This window comes from Pseudomonas brassicacearum, assembly GCF_003732265.1.
Taxonomy (GTDB): Bacteria; Pseudomonadota; Gammaproteobacteria; order Pseudomonadales; family Pseudomonadaceae; genus Aquipseudomonas; species Aquipseudomonas brassicacearum_D.
The window spans coordinates 749,460-769,531 of record NZ_MOBK01000001.1 but is presented as its reverse complement, the minus strand read 5'-3'; the positions used below and the strand labels follow the sequence as shown (position 1 = coordinate 769,531).

At 62.3% G+C, this 20,072-nt stretch carries 19 protein-coding genes; 4 read left to right on the top strand and 15 right to left on the bottom strand.

The window, feature by feature from the left end; genetic code table 11:
• Window positions 1-36: 36 nt before the first annotated feature.
• The 15 genes from BK660_RS03690 to BK660_RS03620 all read right to left on the bottom strand — a co-directional run bounded on the left by BK660_RS03690 (window position 37) and on the right by BK660_RS03620 (window position 15,670).
• Window positions 37-786 carry an AraC family transcriptional regulator gene (locus tag BK660_RS03690; RefSeq protein ID WP_123432129.1) on the bottom strand — a complete coding sequence of 250 codons (750 nt, stop codon included), beginning with the start codon at window positions 784-786 and terminating at the stop codon, window positions 37-39.
• Window positions 787-860: 74 nt separating this feature from the next.
• Window positions 861-2,117 (bottom strand): NAD(P)/FAD-dependent oxidoreductase, encoded by a 1,257-nt coding sequence (locus BK660_RS03685; RefSeq protein WP_123432128.1) that lies wholly within the window; start codon window positions 2,115-2,117, stop codon window positions 861-863.
• Entirely contained in the window at window positions 2,114-2,350 is a 237-nt protein-coding gene (locus tag BK660_RS03680) for a (2Fe-2S)-binding protein (protein ID WP_027924784.1), read from the bottom strand. Before BK660_RS03680 ends, BK660_RS03685 begins: the two co-directional genes overlap by 4 nt.
• Window positions 2,343-3,458: an NAD(P)/FAD-dependent oxidoreductase gene (locus BK660_RS03675; RefSeq protein ID WP_123432127.1), complete on the bottom strand. Its 1,116-nt coding sequence runs from the start codon at window positions 3,456-3,458 to the stop codon at window positions 2,343-2,345. Before BK660_RS03675 ends, BK660_RS03680 begins: the two co-directional genes overlap by 8 nt.
• Window positions 3,455-4,387, bottom strand: coding sequence for a 4-hydroxyproline epimerase (locus tag BK660_RS03670; protein WP_123432126.1), 933 nt, complete (start codon window positions 4,385-4,387; stop codon window positions 3,455-3,457). Before BK660_RS03670 ends, BK660_RS03675 begins: the two co-directional genes overlap by 4 nt.
• A gap of 114 nt (window positions 4,388-4,501) precedes the next feature.
• A complete protein-coding gene (locus BK660_RS03665) occupies window positions 4,502-5,173 on the bottom strand; it encodes a GntR family transcriptional regulator (RefSeq protein ID WP_027924781.1) in 672 nt (223 codons plus the stop codon).
• An 88-nt stretch (window positions 5,174-5,261) separates the two neighbouring features.
• Window positions 5,262-5,963: an NAD(P)H-dependent oxidoreductase gene (locus BK660_RS03660; protein WP_123432125.1), complete on the bottom strand. Its 702-nt coding sequence runs from the start codon at window positions 5,961-5,963 to the stop codon at window positions 5,262-5,264.
• Window positions 5,964-6,039: 76 nt separating this feature from the next.
• Window positions 6,040-7,581 (bottom strand): acyl-CoA carboxylase subunit beta, encoded by a 1,542-nt coding sequence (locus BK660_RS03655; protein ID WP_123432124.1) that lies wholly within the window; start codon window positions 7,579-7,581, stop codon window positions 6,040-6,042.
• A 175-nt stretch (window positions 7,582-7,756) separates the two neighbouring features.
• Entirely contained in the window at window positions 7,757-8,941 is a 1,185-nt protein-coding gene (locus BK660_RS03650) for a thiolase C-terminal domain-containing protein (protein WP_123432123.1), read from the bottom strand.
• The gene (locus BK660_RS03645; RefSeq protein WP_123432122.1) at window positions 8,938-10,467 is read right to left on the bottom strand and encodes an AMP-binding protein; all 1,530 of its coding nucleotides are present in this window, start codon (window positions 10,465-10,467) and stop codon (window positions 8,938-8,940) included. Before BK660_RS03645 ends, BK660_RS03650 begins: the two co-directional genes overlap by 4 nt.
• 8 nt (window positions 10,468-10,475) lie before the next feature.
• Window positions 10,476-10,889, bottom strand: a complete 414-nt coding sequence (locus tag BK660_RS03640; protein WP_123432121.1) for a Zn-ribbon domain-containing OB-fold protein — start codon at window positions 10,887-10,889, stop codon at window positions 10,476-10,478.
• Between the two features lie 7 nt (window positions 10,890-10,896).
• On the bottom strand, window positions 10,897-12,396 hold the full coding sequence (locus BK660_RS03635; protein ID WP_123432120.1) for a carboxylase: 1,500 nt from the start codon (window positions 12,394-12,396) through the stop codon (window positions 10,897-10,899).
• A gap of 3 nt (window positions 12,397-12,399) precedes the next feature.
• Window positions 12,400-13,797 carry an acetyl-CoA carboxylase biotin carboxylase subunit family protein gene (locus BK660_RS03630; protein WP_123432119.1) on the bottom strand — a complete coding sequence of 466 codons (1,398 nt, stop codon included), beginning with the start codon at window positions 13,795-13,797 and terminating at the stop codon, window positions 12,400-12,402.
• Entirely contained in the window at window positions 13,794-15,203 is a 1,410-nt protein-coding gene (gene accC, locus BK660_RS03625; RefSeq protein ID WP_123432118.1) for an acetyl-CoA carboxylase biotin carboxylase subunit, read from the bottom strand. Before accC ends, BK660_RS03630 begins: the two co-directional genes overlap by 4 nt.
• Window positions 15,203-15,670: an acetyl-CoA carboxylase biotin carboxyl carrier protein gene (locus BK660_RS03620; protein ID WP_123432117.1), complete on the bottom strand. Its 468-nt coding sequence runs from the start codon at window positions 15,668-15,670 to the stop codon at window positions 15,203-15,205. The genes accC and BK660_RS03620 overlap by 1 nt, the downstream gene beginning before the upstream one ends.
• Before the next feature lie 198 nt (window positions 15,671-15,868).
• Here BK660_RS03620 and BK660_RS03615 point away from each other — a divergent pair, with 198 nt between their 5' ends.
• From BK660_RS03615 to BK660_RS03600, 4 genes are all read left to right on the top strand, one after another.
• Entirely contained in the window at window positions 15,869-16,093 is a 225-nt protein-coding gene (locus BK660_RS03615; protein ID WP_221178636.1) for an acyl-CoA carboxylase biotin carboxyl carrier protein subunit, read from the top strand.
• Between the two features lie 5 nt (window positions 16,094-16,098).
• Complete coding sequence (locus BK660_RS03610) at window positions 16,099-16,809, top strand: GntR family transcriptional regulator (RefSeq protein ID WP_123432116.1); 711 nt, start codon at window positions 16,099-16,101, stop codon at window positions 16,807-16,809.
• A gap of 72 nt (window positions 16,810-16,881) precedes the next feature.
• The gene (locus BK660_RS03605; protein WP_123432115.1) at window positions 16,882-18,441 is read left to right on the top strand and encodes a class I adenylate-forming enzyme family protein; all 1,560 of its coding nucleotides are present in this window, start codon (window positions 16,882-16,884) and stop codon (window positions 18,439-18,441) included.
• Window positions 18,438-20,018, top strand: coding sequence for an acyl-CoA carboxylase subunit beta (locus tag BK660_RS03600; RefSeq protein WP_123432114.1), 1,581 nt, complete (start codon window positions 18,438-18,440; stop codon window positions 20,016-20,018). Before BK660_RS03605 ends, BK660_RS03600 begins: the two co-directional genes overlap by 4 nt.
• Window positions 20,019-20,072: the final 54 nt, after the last annotated feature.

Here is a 20,072-nt window from a genome sequence, read left to right as displayed (position 1 = left end):
GTGCGGGCGCCCCTTTAGGGAACACCGGTGAAGGGGCTAGCGCTGATTATCGCGGTACTGACTCGGCGACAAACTGGTCAACGCGCGGAACTGCCGACTGAACGCACTGTGGTCGGTGTAACCGCAGCGCAAGGCGATTTCGGTGATGGGCAGGTCGGTACTCAATAGCAGGCGAGAACCTTCTTCCAGACGCGCCTTGTGAATCATCTGTCGCGGTGTGAGCTGGAACACCCGTTTGCAGTGACGCTCCAGTTGCGCGACGGAATAACCGCCAATCGCCGTCAATTCAGAGAGGCTGATGGGCCGCGCGAAGTGGCTGCGGATATGCGCATCCACGGCGGCGAGTTTCAGGTAGGCCGGATGAGCGGACTGCGGCGTTGGCAAATCGCGAGAGATTCCGGCGAGGCCAACAATGTTTCCCTGTTCGTCGTGAAGGGCCAGTTTGTGGGTCAGGCACCAGATCGGCTGGTTGCCGAAATACAGGTGCAGTTCCAGTTGGTCGGCCAGCACCCGGCCGCTGGATAACACCCGTCGATCCTGCTCGGTGTACAGCGGCCCGAAGTGTTCCGGGAAGACACTGTCGGCGGTGAGCCCGAGCAATTCATCGCTGTGTTTAAAACCGCAGCGCCGCGCCAGCGTCTGGTTGACGAAGGCGTAACGGGCGTCGCGATCCTTGATGAAAAACACCACGTCCGACAGGGTATCGAGCAGCGGCGCGATCGGCTGAAGGTTGCTTAACAGCGTCGGCAGATCGCAGGGTTTGAACGTGGTGAGTGAGGGGTACATAGCGCTGGGAGGTCCGAAGGCGACCTCTGGATCATAGAGGCTCGGTCGCATGACCGAAACCCCGGTCTCGTTCATCACGCGGGCGGCGTGTCATCCAGGCACATCAACGTCTCGATTCGTGCCGGGCTGTACGGTGGGCGCGACGCCGAAGGTTGCCAGCCAAACAAGTGCCCAACTGCAGCACCGCACACTCGCCCCTGACAGGCGCCCATGCCACAACGGCTGGCGAGCTTGGCCGTGCGCCAGTCGCTGTGTTCGGTCAGGGCGGCGTAGGGCACGTCTTCACAGCGACAAACCAGGGTGTCGGGGCGGGCCAGGGATTTGAGTTGCGGGTCGAGGGCGAAGGCCTGATTCAATGCCTTGGCGAAACCCTGCCAGCGTGCCCGGCGTGGCCACCATTGGCGCGCCTGCTCAACTTCACCCACGGCGCTATGGCCGGCAATCGCGCCTTCCGCCAGGGCCAGTTCGCTGCCGCCGAACCCAGTGCATTCGCCCGCTGCGTAATGGTCAGCGCGGCTGCTGGCCTGCCACGCATTCACCTTCAACGCCTGTCCTTCGATGGCGTAACCCAATGCCTGGCCCAATTGGATATTCGGGATCAGGCCGAACCCACAGGCCAGCCGATCACATTCCAGTTCGACGATTTTGCCTTGCTGTTGCAGGCGCACGCCTTCGAGTCGGTGGGTGCCAAGGGCGGCCAGGACATGAGTGCCTGCCCGGTAATGCCGGTTGAACAGGTTGAACGATTGCAGCCATTTCGCCGGCCAACGCGGCAGTTGCGCAGCGAAACCGGCGACCGACGTTAACGACGCTTGCTCGGCGATGCGCAGCACCGTGGCCCCGTGTTTGGTGGCGGTTGCCGCACTGGCCAATAACAGTGGCCCGCTTCCGGCGATCACCACACGCTCATCGCGCACTGACAGTCCGGATTTGATCAGTGCCTGCAAACCCCCGGCCCCGGTCACCCCGGGCAACGTCCAGCCGGGGAAGGGCAGCAGCAATTCGCGGGCACCGGTGCACAGGATCAATTTGTCATAGCTGATCAGCCAGCCATTTTCGTCGTCTTCGACCAACAGTTGTTTCGGGCCGGGATTGGCGATCACCCGGGTTCCGCTGTGATGGCGAATATTGCCGTGGGACTGCAAGCGCTCGCGTAGCTGACGGGCCTGAGCGGGGAGGCTGGCTTGAGGGCCGTCGCGCCAGATTTGCCCGCCTGCAAACGGATTGTCGTCGAGCATGACAATGCGCGCGCCACTGGGGGCCGCGGCCAATGCGGCGGCCATCCCGGCGGGGCCGGCACCGATGATCAACAGGTCGGCGTATTCGTTCATGGCTGGGTCTCCACCTGCATGCCGTCACGGCACAGGGTCTGGCACGCGAGGCGACGGCGACCGTCGATGGTCACCCGGCATTCCTGGCAAATGCCCATGCCGCACAGCGGGGCGCGGCGTTGTCCGCTGACCGAGGTGCGACTGCAACCGTTACCGCCGAGCGCCAAGGCTGCGGCGACGCTGGTGCCGTCGGCGACCGTCAGGGCATGTCCGTCGAGCATCAATTCAGGCATACACCGGTTCTCCGAGGAAACGCTGGGGCAGGTAGGGTTGCGCGGCCAGTGGCGGGGTTTCGTTGAACAGTTGCGCGACCAGCAAATCCGCGGTGCCGGGCGCGGTGGTCACGCCCAGTCCTTCATGCCCGACCGCCAGCCACAAGCCCTGGCGTTGCGGGTGCTGACCTACCAGCGGCAAACCGTCGGGGCTGGCGGCACGAAACCCGGTCCAGGCGCGGATGCCATTCAATTGGGCCAGCCCCGGCATATAGCCGGCCGCACGCTTGAGCATCTTCGCGAGCATCCAGCCTTCGACCTGCGGGTCGGTCGTGCCGAATTGCCGCGAAGCGCCAATGAACAATTGCCCGGTCGGACGCGGTTGAATATTGCAGGCCACCGACGGGCCTTTGGCGTTATGGGCGCTGGTGACGTAACCCAGTTCCACCAGCGTGTGAGTGACAACGGCGGGGTAGCGGTCGGTGATCAGCAGGTGACCTTTTTTCGGCTCGATGGGCAACTCGGGGCACAGTTGATTGGCCTGCGTGCCGTTGGCCAACACCACGGCGTCGGCACTCAACCAGTGGCCGTCATCGAGGCGTACCCGATGGCCATCGACCTCCGCGACGCGTGCCCGGCGCTGGCGGATGTTTGGAGTTTCGAGCATCCAGTTGGCCGTGGCGGGCGCGTACAGAATGCCGTCCCCCTTGATCAGCAGTCCGCCTTCCAGGCCTTCGCGCAGCTCCGGTTCACGCTGGCGCAAGGCACCGGCACCCATCAGTTCGCAGTCGATCCCCTGAGCTTGCAGGTTCAGAAATTTGCTCTGGGCCACCGCCATTTCCTCGGCGTTGGCGGCCAGCCAGAGCGTGCCGTTGTTGCGGTAAGCGCAACCGTCGGGCAAGCCCGGCCCGAGCTCGCGCCAGCGTTGCAGGGAGTAATCACTCAGGGCCAGTTCGGCCGGGTTGTCGTCGAGCACCAGCAAGTGGCCCATGCCCGCCGCTGTCGCGTTGTGCAGGCCGGCATCGAGCACCAGCACCTGCAAGCCGCGCCGCGCCAGCGCTTGGGCGCACGCCGCGCCGATGATGCCGGCGCCGATGACGATCACATCGGCCACACGCCCCTCAATCATGGGCGAATGCCCCAGGCGAAAGGATCGTCCTGTTCAATGATCAAGCGCGCTTCGGCACTGATGAACGCGCGGCCACGAATGGTCGGGATGATGCGCTCACCTTGCCATTCGAACGAGCCTTCGAATTCGCTGCCAATCACACTGGCCTGGCGCCAGATCTGCCCTGGCTGCAACTTATCGTCAGCCGCCATGCACGCCAATTTGGCGCTGGTGCCGGTGCCGCACGGGGAACGGTCGTAGGCCTTGCCGGGGCAGAGCACGAAGTTGCGGCTGTCGGCGTGATCGTCATCGGCGAACAGCTCGACATGGTCGATCAGGCCGCCATCTTCACCGCGAATACCCTGGGTTTCCAGCGCCTGTTGTACGGCGTAGGTGTAAGCGGTCAGCGTCTCAAGGTTGTCGCCCGCTACCCGCAGGCCGTGGTCGGCGATCAGGAAAAACCAGTTGCCGCCCCACGCGACATCGCCGGTCACCGGACCGATCCCCGGCACCTGCACTGTCAGGTCCTTGCGATAACGATAAGCGGGGACATTGCGCACGCTGACCGAATGGTCCTCATGCAGGGTGGCCTGAACCGTGCCCACCGGCGTTTCGATGCTGTGCACGCCAGGCCCGATCTTGCCCATGTGCGCGAGCGACGCCACCAGGCCGATGGTGCCGTGGCCGCACATGCCCAGGTAGCCGCTGTTGTTGAAGAAAATCACCCCGGCACAGGCGCTCGGGTCAACCGGTTCGCAGAGCAGGGCGCCCACCAGCACATCACTGCCGCGCGGTTCGAGCACGCACGCTGCACGCCATTGGTCATGCTGTTCGGCGAGGATTTTGCGCCGTTCAGCCATGCTACCGCGGCCCAGATCAGGAAAACCGGCGGTCACCAGACGCGTCGGTTCGCCGCCGGTGTGGGAGTCGATGACGGAGATGTGTTTCATGGGAGGGCCACGTCCATTCGGTTGAGTGAACGCTAGAGTGGCCCGTGGGGTCGGGTGGCGGCTTGATGGATTTAACCGGTGCCGATGACGAAATCGGCACAGTGCCCGCAGCAATCAGTGAGCGTGGGGCAGGTGCTCGAACAGGGTTTTGCAGACCCCGGCAATGTGCTCATCCAGCAGCTTCACCGCCAGGTCCACATCCCCGGCACGGCAGGCCGCGAGGATTTCGCGGTGCTCGTGATCGGCGCGCTCCTTGCCGGCGGACAGGCTCATCTGCATGCGCAGGTAGCGCTCCAGTTTGTCGTTGACCGAACGAATCAGACTCACCAGAAACGGCCGCTGCGCCGGCTCGTAAAGGCAGGAATGCAGCTCCCAGTTGAGCTCGGCCCAGCGCCCGACGTCGTCTTCGCCGATGAATTCCTGGCAGATACGCTCGGCACGGGCGAAGGTTTCTTCGGTCATGTTGGGAATGGCCAGGCGCAACACCTTGTCTTCCAGCAACATGCGCACTTCGAACATCTGCGCCAGTTCCGCATCGGAAATCCGCGTGACCATCGCTCCGCGATTACGCTGGAACATCACCAGCCCTTCGGCCTCCAGCCGCTTGAGCGCCTCGCGCACCGGGATTTTGCTGACGTTGAACTGCCGGGCAATGTCGTCCTGGCGAATCGGTTCATCCTCGGCAAAATGCCCGGCGACAATCGCATCCCGCAGGTGGCGGGTGATGATTTCCGAGGTCGAAGGCGTATTGCCAAGGTCGGGAGCGTTGAGTTTGGGTAGGTTCACGTCGGCGGTCGTTTGCAGTGAGATGGGGATAGGGTATACGAAATTCCCTGGCCGTTCTCTCTCTCCAGCGACCCCTGCGACGAGAGTGTCAGGCAAGCGGATAGAGACGGTCATCGAACTGATCCAGCCGCGGATACTGCATCGGCTGGTCTTCACCGATATTTTCCAATCGTTGGCGATAGTTTTCCAACAATTGCTGCCGAGCCGAGTCGTTGATGTACGGCACATGCCAGCCAACGAAAGGCGGCAAGACCTCCAGCCCGACATAGGCCAGTGTCCCGCGCAGCAGTGGGCGCAACATATCTTCCAACGGGCCGTGGATGGCACCTTCGCCGAACATGTGCTCACGTCCGCCCAGCGTCACCGTCACCAGCGCTTTTTTGCCGCGCAGTCCGCCTTGATCGTAGAAACGCTTGCCGCCGTAGCAGATGCCAGACACCAGCACCCGATCAATCCAGCCCTTGAGGATGGCCGGTGTCGAGAACCAGTAAATCGGGAAATTGAGGATCAGCAGGTCGGCCCACAACAGCTTTTCCAGCTCTTGCTGGATATCGGCGGCGAGCGTCTGTTCTTTGCTGTTGCAGCGTTGTTCCAGTGCGTAGACCAGGTACTCGGGATTGTCCCTGACGGTGAAGTCTTCGGCGCTGGCCACCGGGTTCCAGTTCATTGCATACAGGTCCGATACCCGGACCTGATGCCCCTGAGCTTGCAAGGTCTCTACCGCCTGGTCACGCAATGCGGCGGTAAAGGACTTTGGCTCGGGGTGGGCATGCACAACCAGGACATTCATGGCAGCTCCTTGAGTTTCAGGTGGCGTGATTCAGCATGAATGAACCGCCACCGTGATCAGTAAATGGCTTGTACGGTCAAAAGTAGGTCGGCCACGTGCGCATTTCATGGCGCCCGATGCCGTTATTGATCACGCGCCGTTGCGCCGCCAATGCTTCGACGAGAAAGCGCCGGGTTTCTCCTGGTGCAATCACCTCGTGGGTGCCCATTGCACCGGCCAGGGCAAAGGCCGACGTGTCTTTTGAGAATTCAGCGTGCAACTGGGCATAGCGCTCGGGGTCGGATTCACGGGTTACGCCATGCACGACGCTGACCGCAACGCTGGGGTCGACGAAACTGACGTCGGCCATGCACCAGGCGGCCGACTGGTCGCTGTTACGGCCTCCGCCGAAATTCAGATAGGCCTGACCGAAACTCTTGCGCACGATCACCGAGAGCTTCGGCACCGAGCACAGTTGCACGGCGTGAATCATGTTCATGATGTGTGCGGGCGCTGCGCGCTTCTCGCCTTCGATGCCCACGAGGAAACCGGGAGTATCGACAAGAAACACCAACGGGATGTTGAACGAGTCGCACATGGCGATGAAACCGGTGGCCTTGCGGCAGGCATCGGCGTCCAGTGCCCCGCCTTTGAATTGCGGGTTGGAGGCGACGATGCCAATGCTGGCGCCTTCAAGTCGGGCGAGGGCGGTGACGACCGAGCGGCCGAAGCGGTCCTTGAGTGGAAACAGGCTGTCGCGATCGACCAGCGTGGCGAGCAATTTGCGCATGTCGTAGGTTTTACTGCGCTCCGCCGGGACGATGGTTTCAGGTCCCGACGAATCCGGGCGGTCCTCGGGCCCACAGGGCAGCACGGCTGGCGTCTCATTCGAGTGAGAGGGCAGGTAGCTGAGAAAACGCCGGATGGCCGTCAGTGCTTCCTGGTCATTGTTGACCACCATGTCGGCCAGCCCGGTGACTTCCGAGTGCATGCGCCAGCCCCCGAGTTCTTCCGTGTCCGAAGACTCACCGATCGCAACCGAAGTGACCTTCGGGCTGGAGACAGCGAGCAATGCACCTTTGCGCATTACCGTGAAGTCGGACAGGCACGAGTACCAGCTCGCCGAGCCAAAACAGGCGCCGAGTACCGCGCTGACCCACGGTGTTTCGCGACGTCGGCAGTATTGTTGGGCATCCTGGCCAGCACCGGCCATGCTGCCTGCGCCCATTGCGTCCTGCATGCGCTGGCCCGACGATTCGCCGAGGAAGATCAGCGGCATGCCGTTGCGGGTGGCACATTCCTTCATGTACGCGATCTTGCGTGCATTGATCCAAGAGGACGATGCGCCTTTCACCGTCATGTCGTTGGACACGACGGCTACCCGGCGCGAGTCGATGCGGCCAAAACCGGTGATCTTGGCGTCGGCGGGTGTGCTGTCCCGATCTTCGGGGCGGGCCGAGTGCGCCAACATCCCGACCTCGCTGAACGACTGCGGGTCCAACAGGCCCTCCAGGCGTTCACGTGCGTTGAGCACACCCGCGTCGCGGCGCACCTGAAGCTTGGCCTCGCCGCCCATTTTCAGGGTGCGTTCGCGGCGTGCGTGAAGTTCTTGTTCAGGGGATGTGTGTTCGTGAGTCATGGGTAAGTCTCGTTGGGAACGATGACGGCACGTCCGACGATTTCGCCGCGACGCATCCTTTTCAGTAGTTGTGGCACTTCATCTAGCGGATTGGCGGTTCAGAGGGATCGGTACTCGGCCGGTGGACGCCAGCGCGATGAGCCCGAGCGCGTCGAGCCAGCCGACGACCTCATGATCAATCACTGGCCTCTTTCGCCAATACCATGGTCATGAAGGCCGACATCACAAGCCCTCCGGCCTGGACCAGACAGCTGCGAGCATTGGCGACCTGACGCTCGCCGCATTCCCCCCGCAGCTGGCGCACCGATTCGATCATCAACTGCATGCCGAACTGACCGGAGTGGTTGAAGGCCAGCCCACCGCCAGAGGTATTCACCGGTAAGGCGCCGCCGGGCGCGGCAATGCCGCTGCGCAGAAACGCGCCTGCCTGGCCGGGTGCGCAGAAACCCATGGCCTCCAGCGATACCAACACGTTGATGGTGAAGGCGTCATAGATCTGGAGCATGCTCAATTCGTTGCGCGCGATGCCGGACATGCGCAGCGCTCGCTCGGCGCAGCCGCCAATAACGTCAGGGTCGAGCCAGTCGAACGGGCCGACGGGTGTCACGTGACGTCGATAGGTATCAGCGAAGCCGCGGATGAACACGGGTGGTTTCGCCAGCGTGCGCGCGTGCTCGGCTTTGGTGAGGATCAACGCCCCTGCGCCGTCGCTGACCAGGCAAATATCGGCCTTGCGCAAGGGGTCCGAGATCAGCGGCGATGCCAGGTACTCCTCCATCGTCAGTGGTTTGCGCAGCGTGGCCTGGGGGTTCAATTGCGCCCAGCGCCGCGCGTTGATCGCAACCTCGCCGAGGTCCTCGGCGCTCGCCTGATAACGATGCAAATACTGCTGCGCGAGCATCGCGTACCAGCTGATCGGGCTGAGCACACCGTAGGGCGTCACGAACTGGCCCGACGGGGAGCGCGGCTCGGTGATCGCGCCGCCTCGGTTGCGGCTGTGATCCAGGCGCTGGGTGCTGCCGTAAGTGATCAATGCCACCGAACACAAGCCAGATTCGATCGCGGCCATGGCATGAATCAAATGGGTGAGCGGCGAACCGCCACCCACCACCGTGCTGTCGACGTAGCGCGGTGTGATGCCCAGGTACTCGCTCACCAGCAACGCATTGGCGCGGTCATCCCAATGGGCGAACACGCCATCGACATCGGCCAGTGTCAGCCCGGCGTCCAGCAAGGCGTCGCGGGCCGACCGGCATTGCAGCGAGAGTGCGGTGTCACCGGGCTGCGCCTTGCCAAGGCCGGCCTCGCCGACGCCGACGATGGCGTATCGACCCGCCAGACGGGAAGGATCGTTCGTCATGCTTGCGGCTCCTGCGGGATCAACTGCGCCCGCACGTCTTTTTTCAACACCTTGCCGACCGGGCTGCGTGGCAGACTCTCCCAGAACAGCACCTGTTTCGGCGTTTTCAGGCTGCCGAGTTTTTCGCGGCACAAGTCGATGAATTCTTCACTCGTGGCGCTGGCGCCCGCTTTGAGCTCGATGACGGCGATGACTTTCTCGCCCCAGTCCGCATCGGGGAGGCCGACCACTGCGCAATCCATCACCGCCGGATGCGCCCAGATGACTTGCTCGATCTCGCTTGGATAGATGTTGAAACCGCCGGAGATGATCATGTCCTTGGTGCGATCGACGATGTACAGGTAACCGCCTTCGTCGAACACGCCGATGTCGCCGGTGTGGTGCCAGCCGAAACGGCGTGCCTCTTCGTTGGCTTGCGGGTTGTCGTAGTAACCCGGGGCGACCAACTCGCCACGGGCGACGATTTCACCGCGTTCGCCCGGTTCGACGATGCGTCCTTCCTCATCCATCAGTGCCACTTCGCAGGCACCGGTGGGGCGGCCGGCGGAACCCAGGTGTTTGCCGTCACGCATGTGGTCTTCGCGGGTCAGCACCGTGATCACCCCAGGCACCTCGGATTGGCCGTAGCACTGAACGAACACTGGCCCCCACAGAGCGATGCCCTCGCGCAGTTTGTCCACGGACATCGGGGCGGCACCGTAGATCACGTATTCAAGTGACGAGCAGTCGCGCGTCCTGGCATCTGGATGCGACAGCAGTCGATAAATCAGGGTCGGCGGCAGGAACAGGTGAGTGATGCGCTCCCGTTCGATGGTTTCGAGCACGGCGGCCGGGTCGGCGGACGGCGCGATCACGTTGCGTGTGCCGAACGTCGACAGCGCCATGGCCGTCGCACCCGCAGCATGGGTCAGCGGTGCGACAACCAGATGCGCCGGACTTTTCGTCGGTGGCATGAACTGATTGCTGATGCGATAGCAGGCCAGCAGCGCCCGATGGCTTTGCATAATTGCTTTGGGCCGACCGGTCGTGCCACCCGATGACTTGATCAGGGCTGTATCGTCGAGCGATTTACGCACCGTGCAGCGCTGGCCAGTATGCTCACGGCACCAGCCGGCGATACTCAGCCCGGCGATCGGTTCGTCCAGACCGATCACGGTTGTCAGCGTGGGCACGCCTGCACGGATGCGTTCGGCATGCTCGAAGTACTGCGAGTGCAGCACCAGTACGGACAACCGGGTGAAGCTCATGAACCAGATCAGGCTGTCGATCGAATCACGCGCATTCAGGGGGATGAACGTAGCGCCCGCACGCAAGGCACCCAGCATCGCGACGAAGCTTAGCGGGTGATTGGGCGCCAGTACGCCGACATGGGACGAACTCAGGTTCAGCAGCGACAGGGCATGGCCGATGGCATGGGAGTCGGCCTGAACCTCGGCGTAGGTGAGGCTGAAACCAGTGCCTTGCAGGCAGACATTGTCCGGGTGGCGATTGGCGCCGGCATCGAAGTGGTCGGTAATCATTTCCATGGTGTCGGCTAATCCAAAAGAGTGAACTGGGGCAGCGTGCAGGATTCGCTGACGGATTCGAAACAGACGCGGACGCGGGCGCCGATGGTGATGCGCTCGAGGTCGGCGTCCAGGATGTTGGTCAGCATGCGCACGCCTTCATCAAGGTCGATCAGGGCAACGACATAAGGCAACCGAGACTCGAAGGCCGGCGAGGGCGCGATCCGGCAGACCGTGTAGGTGTAGATGCGTCCTCGACCGCTGGCCTTTATCCATTCGACGCCGTCGGACAGGCACTCGATGCAGAACGCTCGCGGGTAAAACTGACAGTGGCCGCAACTGCCGCAACGCTGGATTACCAGTTGGTGCTCCTGCGCGGCCGCCCAATAGGCGGCCGTCTCGGTGGTGGGTTGCGGCAATGGCCGTGCAGGGAGAGTCGACATGGCAGCCTCAGTGCGAACGCAATTCGAAACCGGCCATGGCGATGTGCACATGACGTTGTTCCGGGTGCCTGGCCAGACCGGCGATCAGTTCGTGCAGCGGACGCCGCACGCTGAACGTGTCGTCGACCACCACAGGAGCGAGCCCGCTGATTTTTTCGTCGCCGTACATGGCGCGCAGCAGCAACTCGTCATCCGACAGGCCAGGGTAGCGGCGGCGCAGCTCAGGAACTTTCGGTGCCAGCACCGGCGGCGTGGTCGAAATTTCGCGGGAACCGTTGACGAGTACGCGGTCCTTGACGTCGGGATCGACCGGCAGCGGCAGCGCGCCGAAATAACCGCACACGTACTTTTTCACTTCGTCCGGTACCACTTTGTAACGCTCGCCGCTCAGCACGTTCATCACCGCTTGTGCGGCAATCATGGCGGGGAATGGCGTGGCCATCACCGGCGACCCGAGTTCCACACGGATGCGGCCGATTTCCTCGAGCACCACCGGCAGCTTGTCGGCGATGCCCGCCAGCTGAAGCTGCGATTGCAGATTGGTCATGGCGCCCCCGGCGTACTGGGTGACGAAGTGAGCCGGGTCGTATTCCGCCGGGACGCCTACGGGGAGGCCGTTCTCTTCGGCTATCCCGGCGAGGTAGTCACCGATTTCGTCTGCCGCACGGTCATCGAAACTGACCTCAAAGCCGATCTCGCGCAGGTTGCGCGCCAGCATCTGCGCCGACGGTCCGGCATTGCCGTTGGCCAGCGGATCGATCGAGCACAGCAGACGGTCGGCACCGTGAACGGCTGCTTCCAGCGCAACCAGCGAACCGGTCGCGTTCAGGCAATGGGTGATTATTTCCAGCGGCCGATCACCGATCACGGCCTTGATCGCCGGCACAATGCTGCGCACTTGCTCCACGGTCATGCTGCCGCCGGCGTCGCCGAAGGTAAATGCGTCGATATCGAAGCGTTCGATGGCCTCGCGTGCCTTGGCGGCGTAGAACTCGGCGTCGTAGCCTGGCGCCAGGTTGTAAATCATCGCAAGGGTCGTTGTTGCGCCCAGTCGTTTTGCGGTGGTGATCGCCGGCACCAGGTTATCCCAGCAGTGCAGGGAGTCGAGAAAGCCAATGTCGCGAGCACCGTTGGCAACCAGGCGCTCGACATAAAGTTCGCTCAGGTCGTCCGGTTCGGGGTAGAAACTGCGCAGCATATTGCTGCGCACCACACCACGCAGCGGCGTGCGGCGGATGCGCTCGGATAACAGGCGTAGCCGCTCCAGCGGATTCTGGTTGAGGAACAGCACGCTGGCGTCGAACTGCACCAACGCAATGCCTTCTACAACATCAAAACCCAAGGCATCCAGGCGCTCGGCCATCGGCAGCATGTGTTCAGTGCGCATGCGCGTAGCCCACAGGCACTGGTGTGCGTCACGCAGGGTGGCATCGACCAGCTGGATACGCCGACGCTTGCCGGTACGAGCAAACTCCGCAGCTACTTTTTCGCGTAATTGATTCAGCACATGTCACCCCTTGCTGTGTTCGAGATGGATGGACAGGCCGGGGCCTGTGACACTCAATACGGTGTAGTCGGGCCAGCGTTGCAGCAGCCCGTGTGTCAGGGCTTGCTCGGGTGAGCGAACTTCATAGTGAAGTTTCTGCACCGGTGGCAGCGCAGGGCAACCGCAGATCAACGCCGCCAGCGCCTCTTCTGTGGCGGGCACGTTGATCGGACGGCAGGGGTTCGCGACGGCGCCGATGCGTTCTTGCAGGCTGGTCAGGGACGTGTCGATCGGGCCGTAGCAGCCTTGCAACCAGCGTCGCAGTGCGGGCTGCAACGTCGCGAAACGTGGACGGGCATCGAGATGTTCGAGTGCCTGTCGTGCAATGGCCTGGGCGAAAGGTTGCAGCATCGGCGGATTGCCCAGCTCTTGGCGTATGCGCGTGCACTCGTGGGAAAACTCGAACAGATCGGCCAGGCGTCCGCGCTCGCGCAATGCATGCATGGCTTGGGCAGCGATTTCTCCTGGCAGCTGGTGTTCGTACGGGGCCAGGTCGAAGGCCCAAGGCAGGCTTTCGGCAAATCCTTCCTGATCCGCTACTGCGGCGAGCTGAGCCTGGGCTTCGTTGAGACGGCCCAGATCCGGCGGTTGCAGCGGCAGTTCGAGCAACGCGGCCGAGCGAGTCAGCAACGGCAGCGAAGGCGCCGACGCGCCGTTGGCGACAACGGGCAGGGCAGCGTCGAGGCGGTCGATGCCGAGGCGGATCGCTTCCAGAGCGACCTGCGGGCCGAGGCCGGTATGGCAACGTGTGTGCAGATCCAGCGGTTTGCCATCGACGCCGCTGCGCAGGGCTGCGAGTAACTCGGGCAGGCGATCGACATGCAGCAAGCCGGCTTCATCACGCAACATGATGCGCTGTGCACCGGTTTGGGCCAGTTGTGCGGCAGAGGTTGCATACCAGGCATTGGAATGCTGGTGATCGTCTATATAGGGCAGGGTGGCGATGGCGCTGAGGCCGTGGGCCTGCGCCTTCTGCACGGCGTCGCCCAGACGTGAAAGGTCCAGCTGCGGATCGATCAGCACGACCTCGCTGACGCCGGAAGTGGCGAGCAGCCGTAGCCAGGTGTCCAGCGTTTCCCCGGCAAGCACATCGAGATAGCCATGGGCGGGCAGCAGGTTCACGGTGGCGCGTAACGGTGTGCCATTGGCGCGCTCGCGCAACGCGGCGACGCGTTGCAGCGGGTTCTCATCACGCTGGATGCATTGCGCGATCACCGCGGGGCTCAGCACCTCGATGGCGGCCAGGCGCGCGTGGCCCAGTGAATTCATCGTTCCCAGCAGCATCGCGGTGCCGGCGGCACCATTCCAGGCGCAGGTCTGACCGTCGGTCAGGCTGACATCGACCAGTGTTGTCATGTTCATGCGCGCTCCTTGGCTTGTTTCAACGCCAGTTTGCGCGCCGGAACGAAGACATCTTCTACCCAGCGCGTGGTGACGAGGCCGGCGACGAAGTCCGGGTGGTCGAGCACGGCATGATGGAAGCTGGCCGTGGTCGACAGCCCCACGACCTTCATGTCTTCCAGCGCCTTGCGCATCAGCGTGATGGCCTCGCCACGCGTCGGCGCATGCACGATCAGTTTGGCCAGCAGGGAGTCATAAAAAGGTGGCACGGTGGCGCCGCTGAAGCAGTGGGTGTCGACCCGGACGCCTGGGCCCTGGGGGGCTAGCCACTCACTCACCAGGCCCGGGCTCGGCAGGAAATTGCGGTCCGGGTCTTCGGCGTTGATCCGGCATTCGATGGCATGGCCGGTCAGTTTCACGTCGGCCTGGCTGAACGACAGTGGCAGACCGGCGGCAATGCGAATCTGTTCGGCGACCAGGTCGTACCCGGTGATCATCTCTGTCACCGGGTGCTCGACCTGGATACGGGTGTTCATTTCCAGGAAGTAGAATTTGCCGTCGCGGTCATCGACCACGAATTCGATGGTGCCCGCGCCGAAGTAGCCGACATTCTTGGCCAGACGTACGGCGCACTCACCCATTTGCTCGCGGGTGTGGGGTGCAAGGCTGGGGGAGGGCGCTTCTTCAATCAGCTTCTGGTGCCGGCGCTGAGTCGAACACTCGCGCTCGCCCAGATGCACGACGTTGCCATGGCGGTCGCCCATGATCTGGATTTCGATGTGGCGTGCCAGCTCGATGAACTTCTCGACATACAGCGTCGGATCGCCAAAGGCCGCTTGTGCTTCCGACGATGCCGAACGGAAAGCCGCCTCGGCCTCTTCATCACTGCGCACGATGCGCATGCCGCGCCCGCCACCACCGGCCGTCGCCTTGAACAGCACCGGGTAGCCAATCTCGCTGGCAATGGTGCGAGCGGTGTCGGCATCGGCCACGGCATCCGAGCCCGGTACGCGTGGTACTTCGGCCTTTTCGGCCAGACCGACGGCGGTGATTTTGTCACCCATCGAATCAATGATCCCGGCCGATGGCCCGATGAAGACAATGCCGGCGTCTTCGCAGGATTGCGCGAAGTGCGAACGTTCGGAAAGGAAGCCATAGCCTGGGTGGATGGCGTCGCAGCGGTGTTCCAGCGCGGTGCGCACCAGCAGGTCGGCGCACAGATAACTTTGCGCTGCCGGCGCCGGACCAATCACAACGTATTCGTCGGCCAGACGGGCGGCCAGACTGTCCTGGTCGGCTTCGGAGACGGCCGCGACTGATTCAATGCCCAGGGTTTTGCAGGCACGCACGATGCGTACAGCGATTTCGCCACGGTTGGCGATCAGTACCCGGCGGATGTCGCGGGTTGCTACGGGAATGCTGCTCATCAGCGTGCCTCCGGTTCAATAATCATCAATAACTGGTCCCGCTGAACCATCTGCAGGTCCTGGGCGACGATGCGCACGACGCGGCCTTTCACCGGGGAGGCGAGGGTGTTGAAGAGTTTCATGGCCTCGACCAGGCACAGCGGTGTGCCGGCTTCCACTGTGGTGTTCTCCTCGACGAACGACGGTTGGTCAGGACTGGGTTTGCGATAGAAGGTGCCCATCATGGTCGCCCGGACGGCGACCTGACCTTCGGCGACTTCAGGTTCGCTCGCAGCCACCACGGCAGGCGCCGGCTGCGCGGGTTTACCGGGCGTGGTGCCTTGCACAGGCTCCAACGAACGTTGAACCGTGCCGGACTTGCTCGCTGTCAGCGTGGTGTCACCGATGCGGACTTCAAGGAAGTCCAGATGCCTGGCGTGATCCAGCGTTTCCAGGATTCTTCTTGCTTCTTTATGTGTGAGCGACATGCCTCAGGGCCTCTTGTTGTTCGAATTGCCTGGACCGATAAAAACATTCAAACGTAGGATTGTCAACAATCATACAATCGAGTAATGTGCTGGTCATCACCCAGGGCGTCTGCGCAACGCTAGATAGAAAAAGCGTAGCGTGCGGCAGCCAAAGGCCTGGCGAATTCAGAAAACAGTAGTGTTTTGGAGGGGGCGAGAATGAGTACAATCGCGGTTAAATCGGATGTCGCGGGAACCGTGTGGCAGATTCATGTCCGCGAAGGCGATGTCGTTGAAGAAGATCAGATGCTGATCATCATGGAGTCCATGAAAATGGAAATTCCGTTGATGGCCGCAGAGTCGGGTCGAATCATCAGCGTTCTCGTTGCCGAGGGCGAGGTGGTGAAAGACGGCCAGGATGTTTTGCTTATGGAGTGCGATTGAAGTCTATGTCAATGAATGCAGGTTCGGCGTCGACCGCCAAGAGCGGTAGTGCAATAGGTGTCATGCGCGCGGGTCGCCAACGCGTGCTGACGATGCCGGAGCAGATTGCCGAGAGCATTACACTTGCGATCCTGCGGGGTGAATACGGGCCGGGTGACTCCGTGCGTGAACAGGAACTGGCCGACCACTTCCAGGTCAGCCGTGGTCCGATTCGCGAGGCCCTGCGCATTCTCGAGAAGGTGGGTGTTATCACCATCGTTCCGCAGCGTGGTGCGCATGTGACTTCATTGAGCAAGCAGGAGATCGACAATCTGTTCGAGATCCGTGCTGTGTTGGCGGGCTTGGTAGCCAAGTACCTGGTTGATCCTGATGCGTCGGTGGTCAATCAAATGGATGCCATCGTTACCCGGCTTGAGCTGATCGCGGCGCAATCGGATGCGCTGGATGAGTATGCACAGGGCAGTTATCGCCTGAGCACTTTGTTGTTCCAGGCTTGCGATAACAAGCAGTTGGCTGAACTGATGGGGGCACTGGCGATTCAGACCGCACGCTACACGCGGCTGGGATTGCGATCTCCAGAACGCCGACGAGCCTCCGTCAATTATTGGCGAAACCTGGTGGAAGCCCTCAGACAAAACAGTAATACGGTCGCTGGGGAAATGATGGTTGAACTCGTCAACGCGTCTCATCAAGCCGCATTGAATCAATTGGAATAACTCACACGGGGGCACAACACTCCCCAGTGCTGTGTCAAGTTGTCGACAATAAGACAAAAAAGACAAAAGATCATGACGAAAAAACGTACCGCAGGATTAATGCTGAGTTGGGCCGCTCGACAGCACCGTGGCCGCACCGCCCTGATATTCGGGGACGACTGCCTGACGTATGACGATGTAGAGACCGGCAGTAACCGTCTGGCTCATGCGCTGATTTCGCTGGGGTTGCAGGTCGGGGACCGTGTGGCGGTTTTACTGAATAACTCGCCGGAGGCTATCGAGAGCGTTTTCGCGGTCGAGAAGGCCGGTCTGGTTTACGTGGCGCTCAATGCGCGGCACACGTTGGCCGAGCAGATCGCGATTCTTGAGGACGCTGGCGCCACCCTGCTGGTTGCTGGGCCGGAGTTTCGGGAAATCGGTGAAGGTGTTCGCGACGGCGTCGCGAGTTTGCGTCATGTGATCGGACTTGATTGGCAGGCGCCGCAGGTTCTGGATTACCGCGAACTGCTCGCTTCGATGCCGGACCATGCACCGAATGTCCAGGTCGCTGCGGATGCGTTGCTGCGGATCGCCTATACCTCGGGCACCACCGGCAAACCGAAGGGCGTTACTTACACGGTCAAGCGCTGGTACGAACGCCTGACCAACCACTTCTACGCCATGGAATACAGCCTGGGCGTGGACGATGCGATGTTGCATGTCGGTCCCTTGACCCATGCCGCCGGTGTCCATTTGCTGCCCTGCTATTTGCGTGGGGCGCGCAACGTGATCCTGGAGAAGTTCGAGCCACTGGAAACGCTGCGGCAAATCGATCGCCACTGCATCACGCAAATGATGTGCGTACCGACCATGCTCACGCGCTTGCTCGACACGCTCGACAGCGGTGTCGATGCCGATCTGTCGTCGCTCAAGTGCATTCATTACGGCACGGCGCCGACCTCCGTCGACCTGATCCGTCGGGCGATCACGCGGTTCGGTCCGGTGATGCGCCAGCAGTATGGAATGACCGAGGCGGTGCAGCCTCTGGCGGTGTTGTACCCGCACGAACACGTTGAAGAAAGTGCGCTGCGCTCCTGCGGCAAACCGACCGCGAATGTGCAGATCACTGTGCGCGATGCCAACGGCCAGGAGCTGGCACAAGGTGAAATCGGCGAGATCGCCATCGCCACCGACGGGATTGGTGAGGTGGCGTTCTGGCGCCGTCCCGACCTGGAAGCCGAAGCGATTCGCGACGGCTGGTACTACTCGGGCGACCTGGGCTACCTCGACGCGCAGGGCTTTCTTTATATAGTCGGGCGCAACAAGGACATGATCATTTCCGGTGGCTTCAACGTCTACGCACGGGAAGTCGAGGATGCGCTGGAAAGCCATCCGCAGGTGGTCGAAGTCGCGGTGCTGGGGTTGCCCGATGCGGAGTGGGGCGAGCGCATTGCAGCGTTTGTCGTGATCCGCGAAGGCGCAGCCGTCGACGGCGAAACGCTTGGCAATCACTGCACGGCGCTGATCGCGGGCTACAAAAAGCCGCGCCTGATCGAGTTCGTCGATGCGCTGCCACGCAACAACGCCGGCAAGGTCGTCAAAAACATTCTGCGCGATGGTTATCTCGCGCGCCTTGAGAGGAATGAATTATGAGCACGCCTGTTGCCCCTGAATGGTCGCTGGAGCTCGCCGACATTCGTGCACGTCGGGAAGTTGCCTATGCATTGGGTGGCCCGGAAGCGGTGGAAAAACATCATGCCCAAGGCAAGCTCACGGCGCGTGAGCGCATTGGCCATCTGCTGGAAAGCGAAAGCTTTGAAGAGTTCGGCATCCTCGCCGGCGCCGTGAAGTACACCGCAGAAGGCAAGATTGCTTCCGCCACCCCGAGCACGGCGGTCGTCGGCGTGGGCACCATCGCACAACGGCGCACCGTGGTGGCGGCCGATGACTTCACCATTCGCGGCGGTTCGTCGGAAGCGGCGGTCGCTGAAAAGTGGATCTACGCCGATCGTTACGCCTGGGAATACAAGCTGCCGATCATCCGTATGATCGACAGTGCGGGCGGCAGTGTGAAGCTGCTCGACAAGCTCGGTCATACCAAGATTCCGGGTTACGCGCTGTTGCCGATCACTTCTCTGTTGGGCGCCGTGCCGGTGGTCGGCATTGCCCACGGTGCGTGCGCCGGTCTGGGTGCGTTGCGGGTTGCCGCCTCACACTTGTCGATCATGGTGCGTGGCCAGAGTCAGGTGTTCGCGGCCGGCCCACCGGTGGTGAAGCAGGCATTCGGTATTGATATCGACAAGAACGACCTCGGCGGTTATGACCAGGTGCATCGTCACAGCGGCATGATCAACTTGGCGGCCAACACCGACGCCGAGGCCCTGGATCTGGCCAAGCGTTTCCTGTCGTATCTGCCGGGCAATGTCTGGGAACAGCCGGCACGGGCAGCCGTGACCGACGCACCTGGTCGCCGCGACGCGTGGCTCAACGACGCGATCCCTCATGACCGGCGCAAGATTTTCAACCCGCACAAGATCCTCAAGTCGCTGGTCGACAAAGACAGTCTGTTCGAGATGTCCCCGGATTTCGGCGCGTCGACCATCACCGCGTTTGCCCGTATGAACGGCTATTCGGTCGGGATCATCTGCAACAACCCGCGCGTCGGCGGCGGTGCGCTGACCCGTGCGGCGGCGCTCAAGCAGACCCGCTTCATCGATCTGTGCGACACCTTTCATCTGCCGCTGATCTTCCTCGTCGACCAGCCGGGTGTCATGACCGGGCAAGAAGCCGAAATGCAGGGCACCTTGGGTGCCGCGATGCAGGCGGTGCATGCGATCGAGCAGGCCAGTGTGCCGGTCATCACCATCGTCCTGCGCCGCTGTGTCGGGCTCGCCGGCGCCATGGTCAGTCCGTGGCACGGTCCGACGGGCACGGCATTGCCGCACCGTTTTGCCTGGCCTTCGGCCCAGTGGGGTTCGATCCCGATCGAAGGTGGCGTCGCGGCGGCCTACAAGCAGGACATCGCCGCCGCCGAGGATCCGCTGGCACGGCGCAAGGAGCTGGAGGCCCATTACCAGGCCTTGGCGTCCCCCCTGCGCACGGCTGAGCGTTTTGGCGTGATTGACGTGATCGAGCCGGACAGTACGCGTCCGCTGCTGTGCAACTGGGTGGGTGACGCGTATCGCATCACCGCACTTTCCCTTGGGCCGAAGCGGCGGACCATGCGCTAGTCCTGGCAGGACGAGCGGCATCCAGCCTTACCTTCATAACAACAACTCAAAGGT

Coding starts and splice junctions, on each gene's coding strand:
- BK660_RS03685 (WP_123432128.1), bottom strand. CDS start 2,117: ATGAACGAATACGCCGACCTGTTGATCATCGGTGCCGGCCCCGCCGGG.
- BK660_RS03645 (WP_123432122.1), bottom strand. CDS start 10,467: ATGGAAATGATTACCGACCACTTCGATGCCGGCGCCAATCGCCACCCG.
- BK660_RS03630 (WP_123432119.1), bottom strand. CDS start 13,797: ATGAACATGACAACACTGGTCGATGTCAGCCTGACCGACGGTCAGACC.
- BK660_RS03680 (WP_027924784.1), bottom strand. CDS start 2,350: ATGCCTGAATTGATGCTCGACGGACATGCCCTGACGGTCGCCGACGGC.
- BK660_RS03690 (WP_123432129.1), bottom strand. CDS start 786: ATGTACCCCTCACTCACCACGTTCAAACCCTGCGATCTGCCGACGCTG.
- BK660_RS03655 (WP_123432124.1), bottom strand. CDS start 7,581: ATGACTCACGAACACACATCCCCTGAACAAGAACTTCACGCACGCCGC.
- BK660_RS03640 (WP_123432121.1), bottom strand. CDS start 10,889: ATGTCGACTCTCCCTGCACGGCCATTGCCGCAACCCACCACCGAGACG.
- BK660_RS03675 (WP_123432127.1), bottom strand. CDS start 3,458: ATGATTGAGGGGCGTGTGGCCGATGTGATCGTCATCGGCGCCGGCATC.
- accC (WP_123432118.1), bottom strand. CDS start 15,203: ATGAGCAGCATTCCCGTAGCAACCCGCGACATCCGCCGGGTACTGATC.
- BK660_RS03600 (WP_123432114.1), top strand. CDS start 18,438: ATGAGCACGCCTGTTGCCCCTGAATGGTCGCTGGAGCTCGCCGACATT.
- BK660_RS03610 (WP_123432116.1), top strand. CDS start 16,099: ATGTCAATGAATGCAGGTTCGGCGTCGACCGCCAAGAGCGGTAGTGCA.
- BK660_RS03660 (WP_123432125.1), bottom strand. CDS start 5,963: ATGAATGTCCTGGTTGTGCATGCCCACCCCGAGCCAAAGTCCTTTACC.
- BK660_RS03650 (WP_123432123.1), bottom strand. CDS start 8,941: ATGACGAACGATCCTTCCCGTCTGGCGGGTCGATACGCCATCGTCGGC.
- BK660_RS03670 (WP_123432126.1), bottom strand. CDS start 4,387: ATGAAACACATCTCCGTCATCGACTCCCACACCGGCGGCGAACCGACG.
- BK660_RS03605 (WP_123432115.1), top strand. CDS start 16,882: ATGACGAAAAAACGTACCGCAGGATTAATGCTGAGTTGGGCCGCTCGA.
- BK660_RS03620 (WP_123432117.1), bottom strand. CDS start 15,670: ATGTCGCTCACACATAAAGAAGCAAGAAGAATCCTGGAAACGCTGGAT.
- BK660_RS03615 (WP_221178636.1), top strand. CDS start 15,869: ATGAGTACAATCGCGGTTAAATCGGATGTCGCGGGAACCGTGTGGCAG.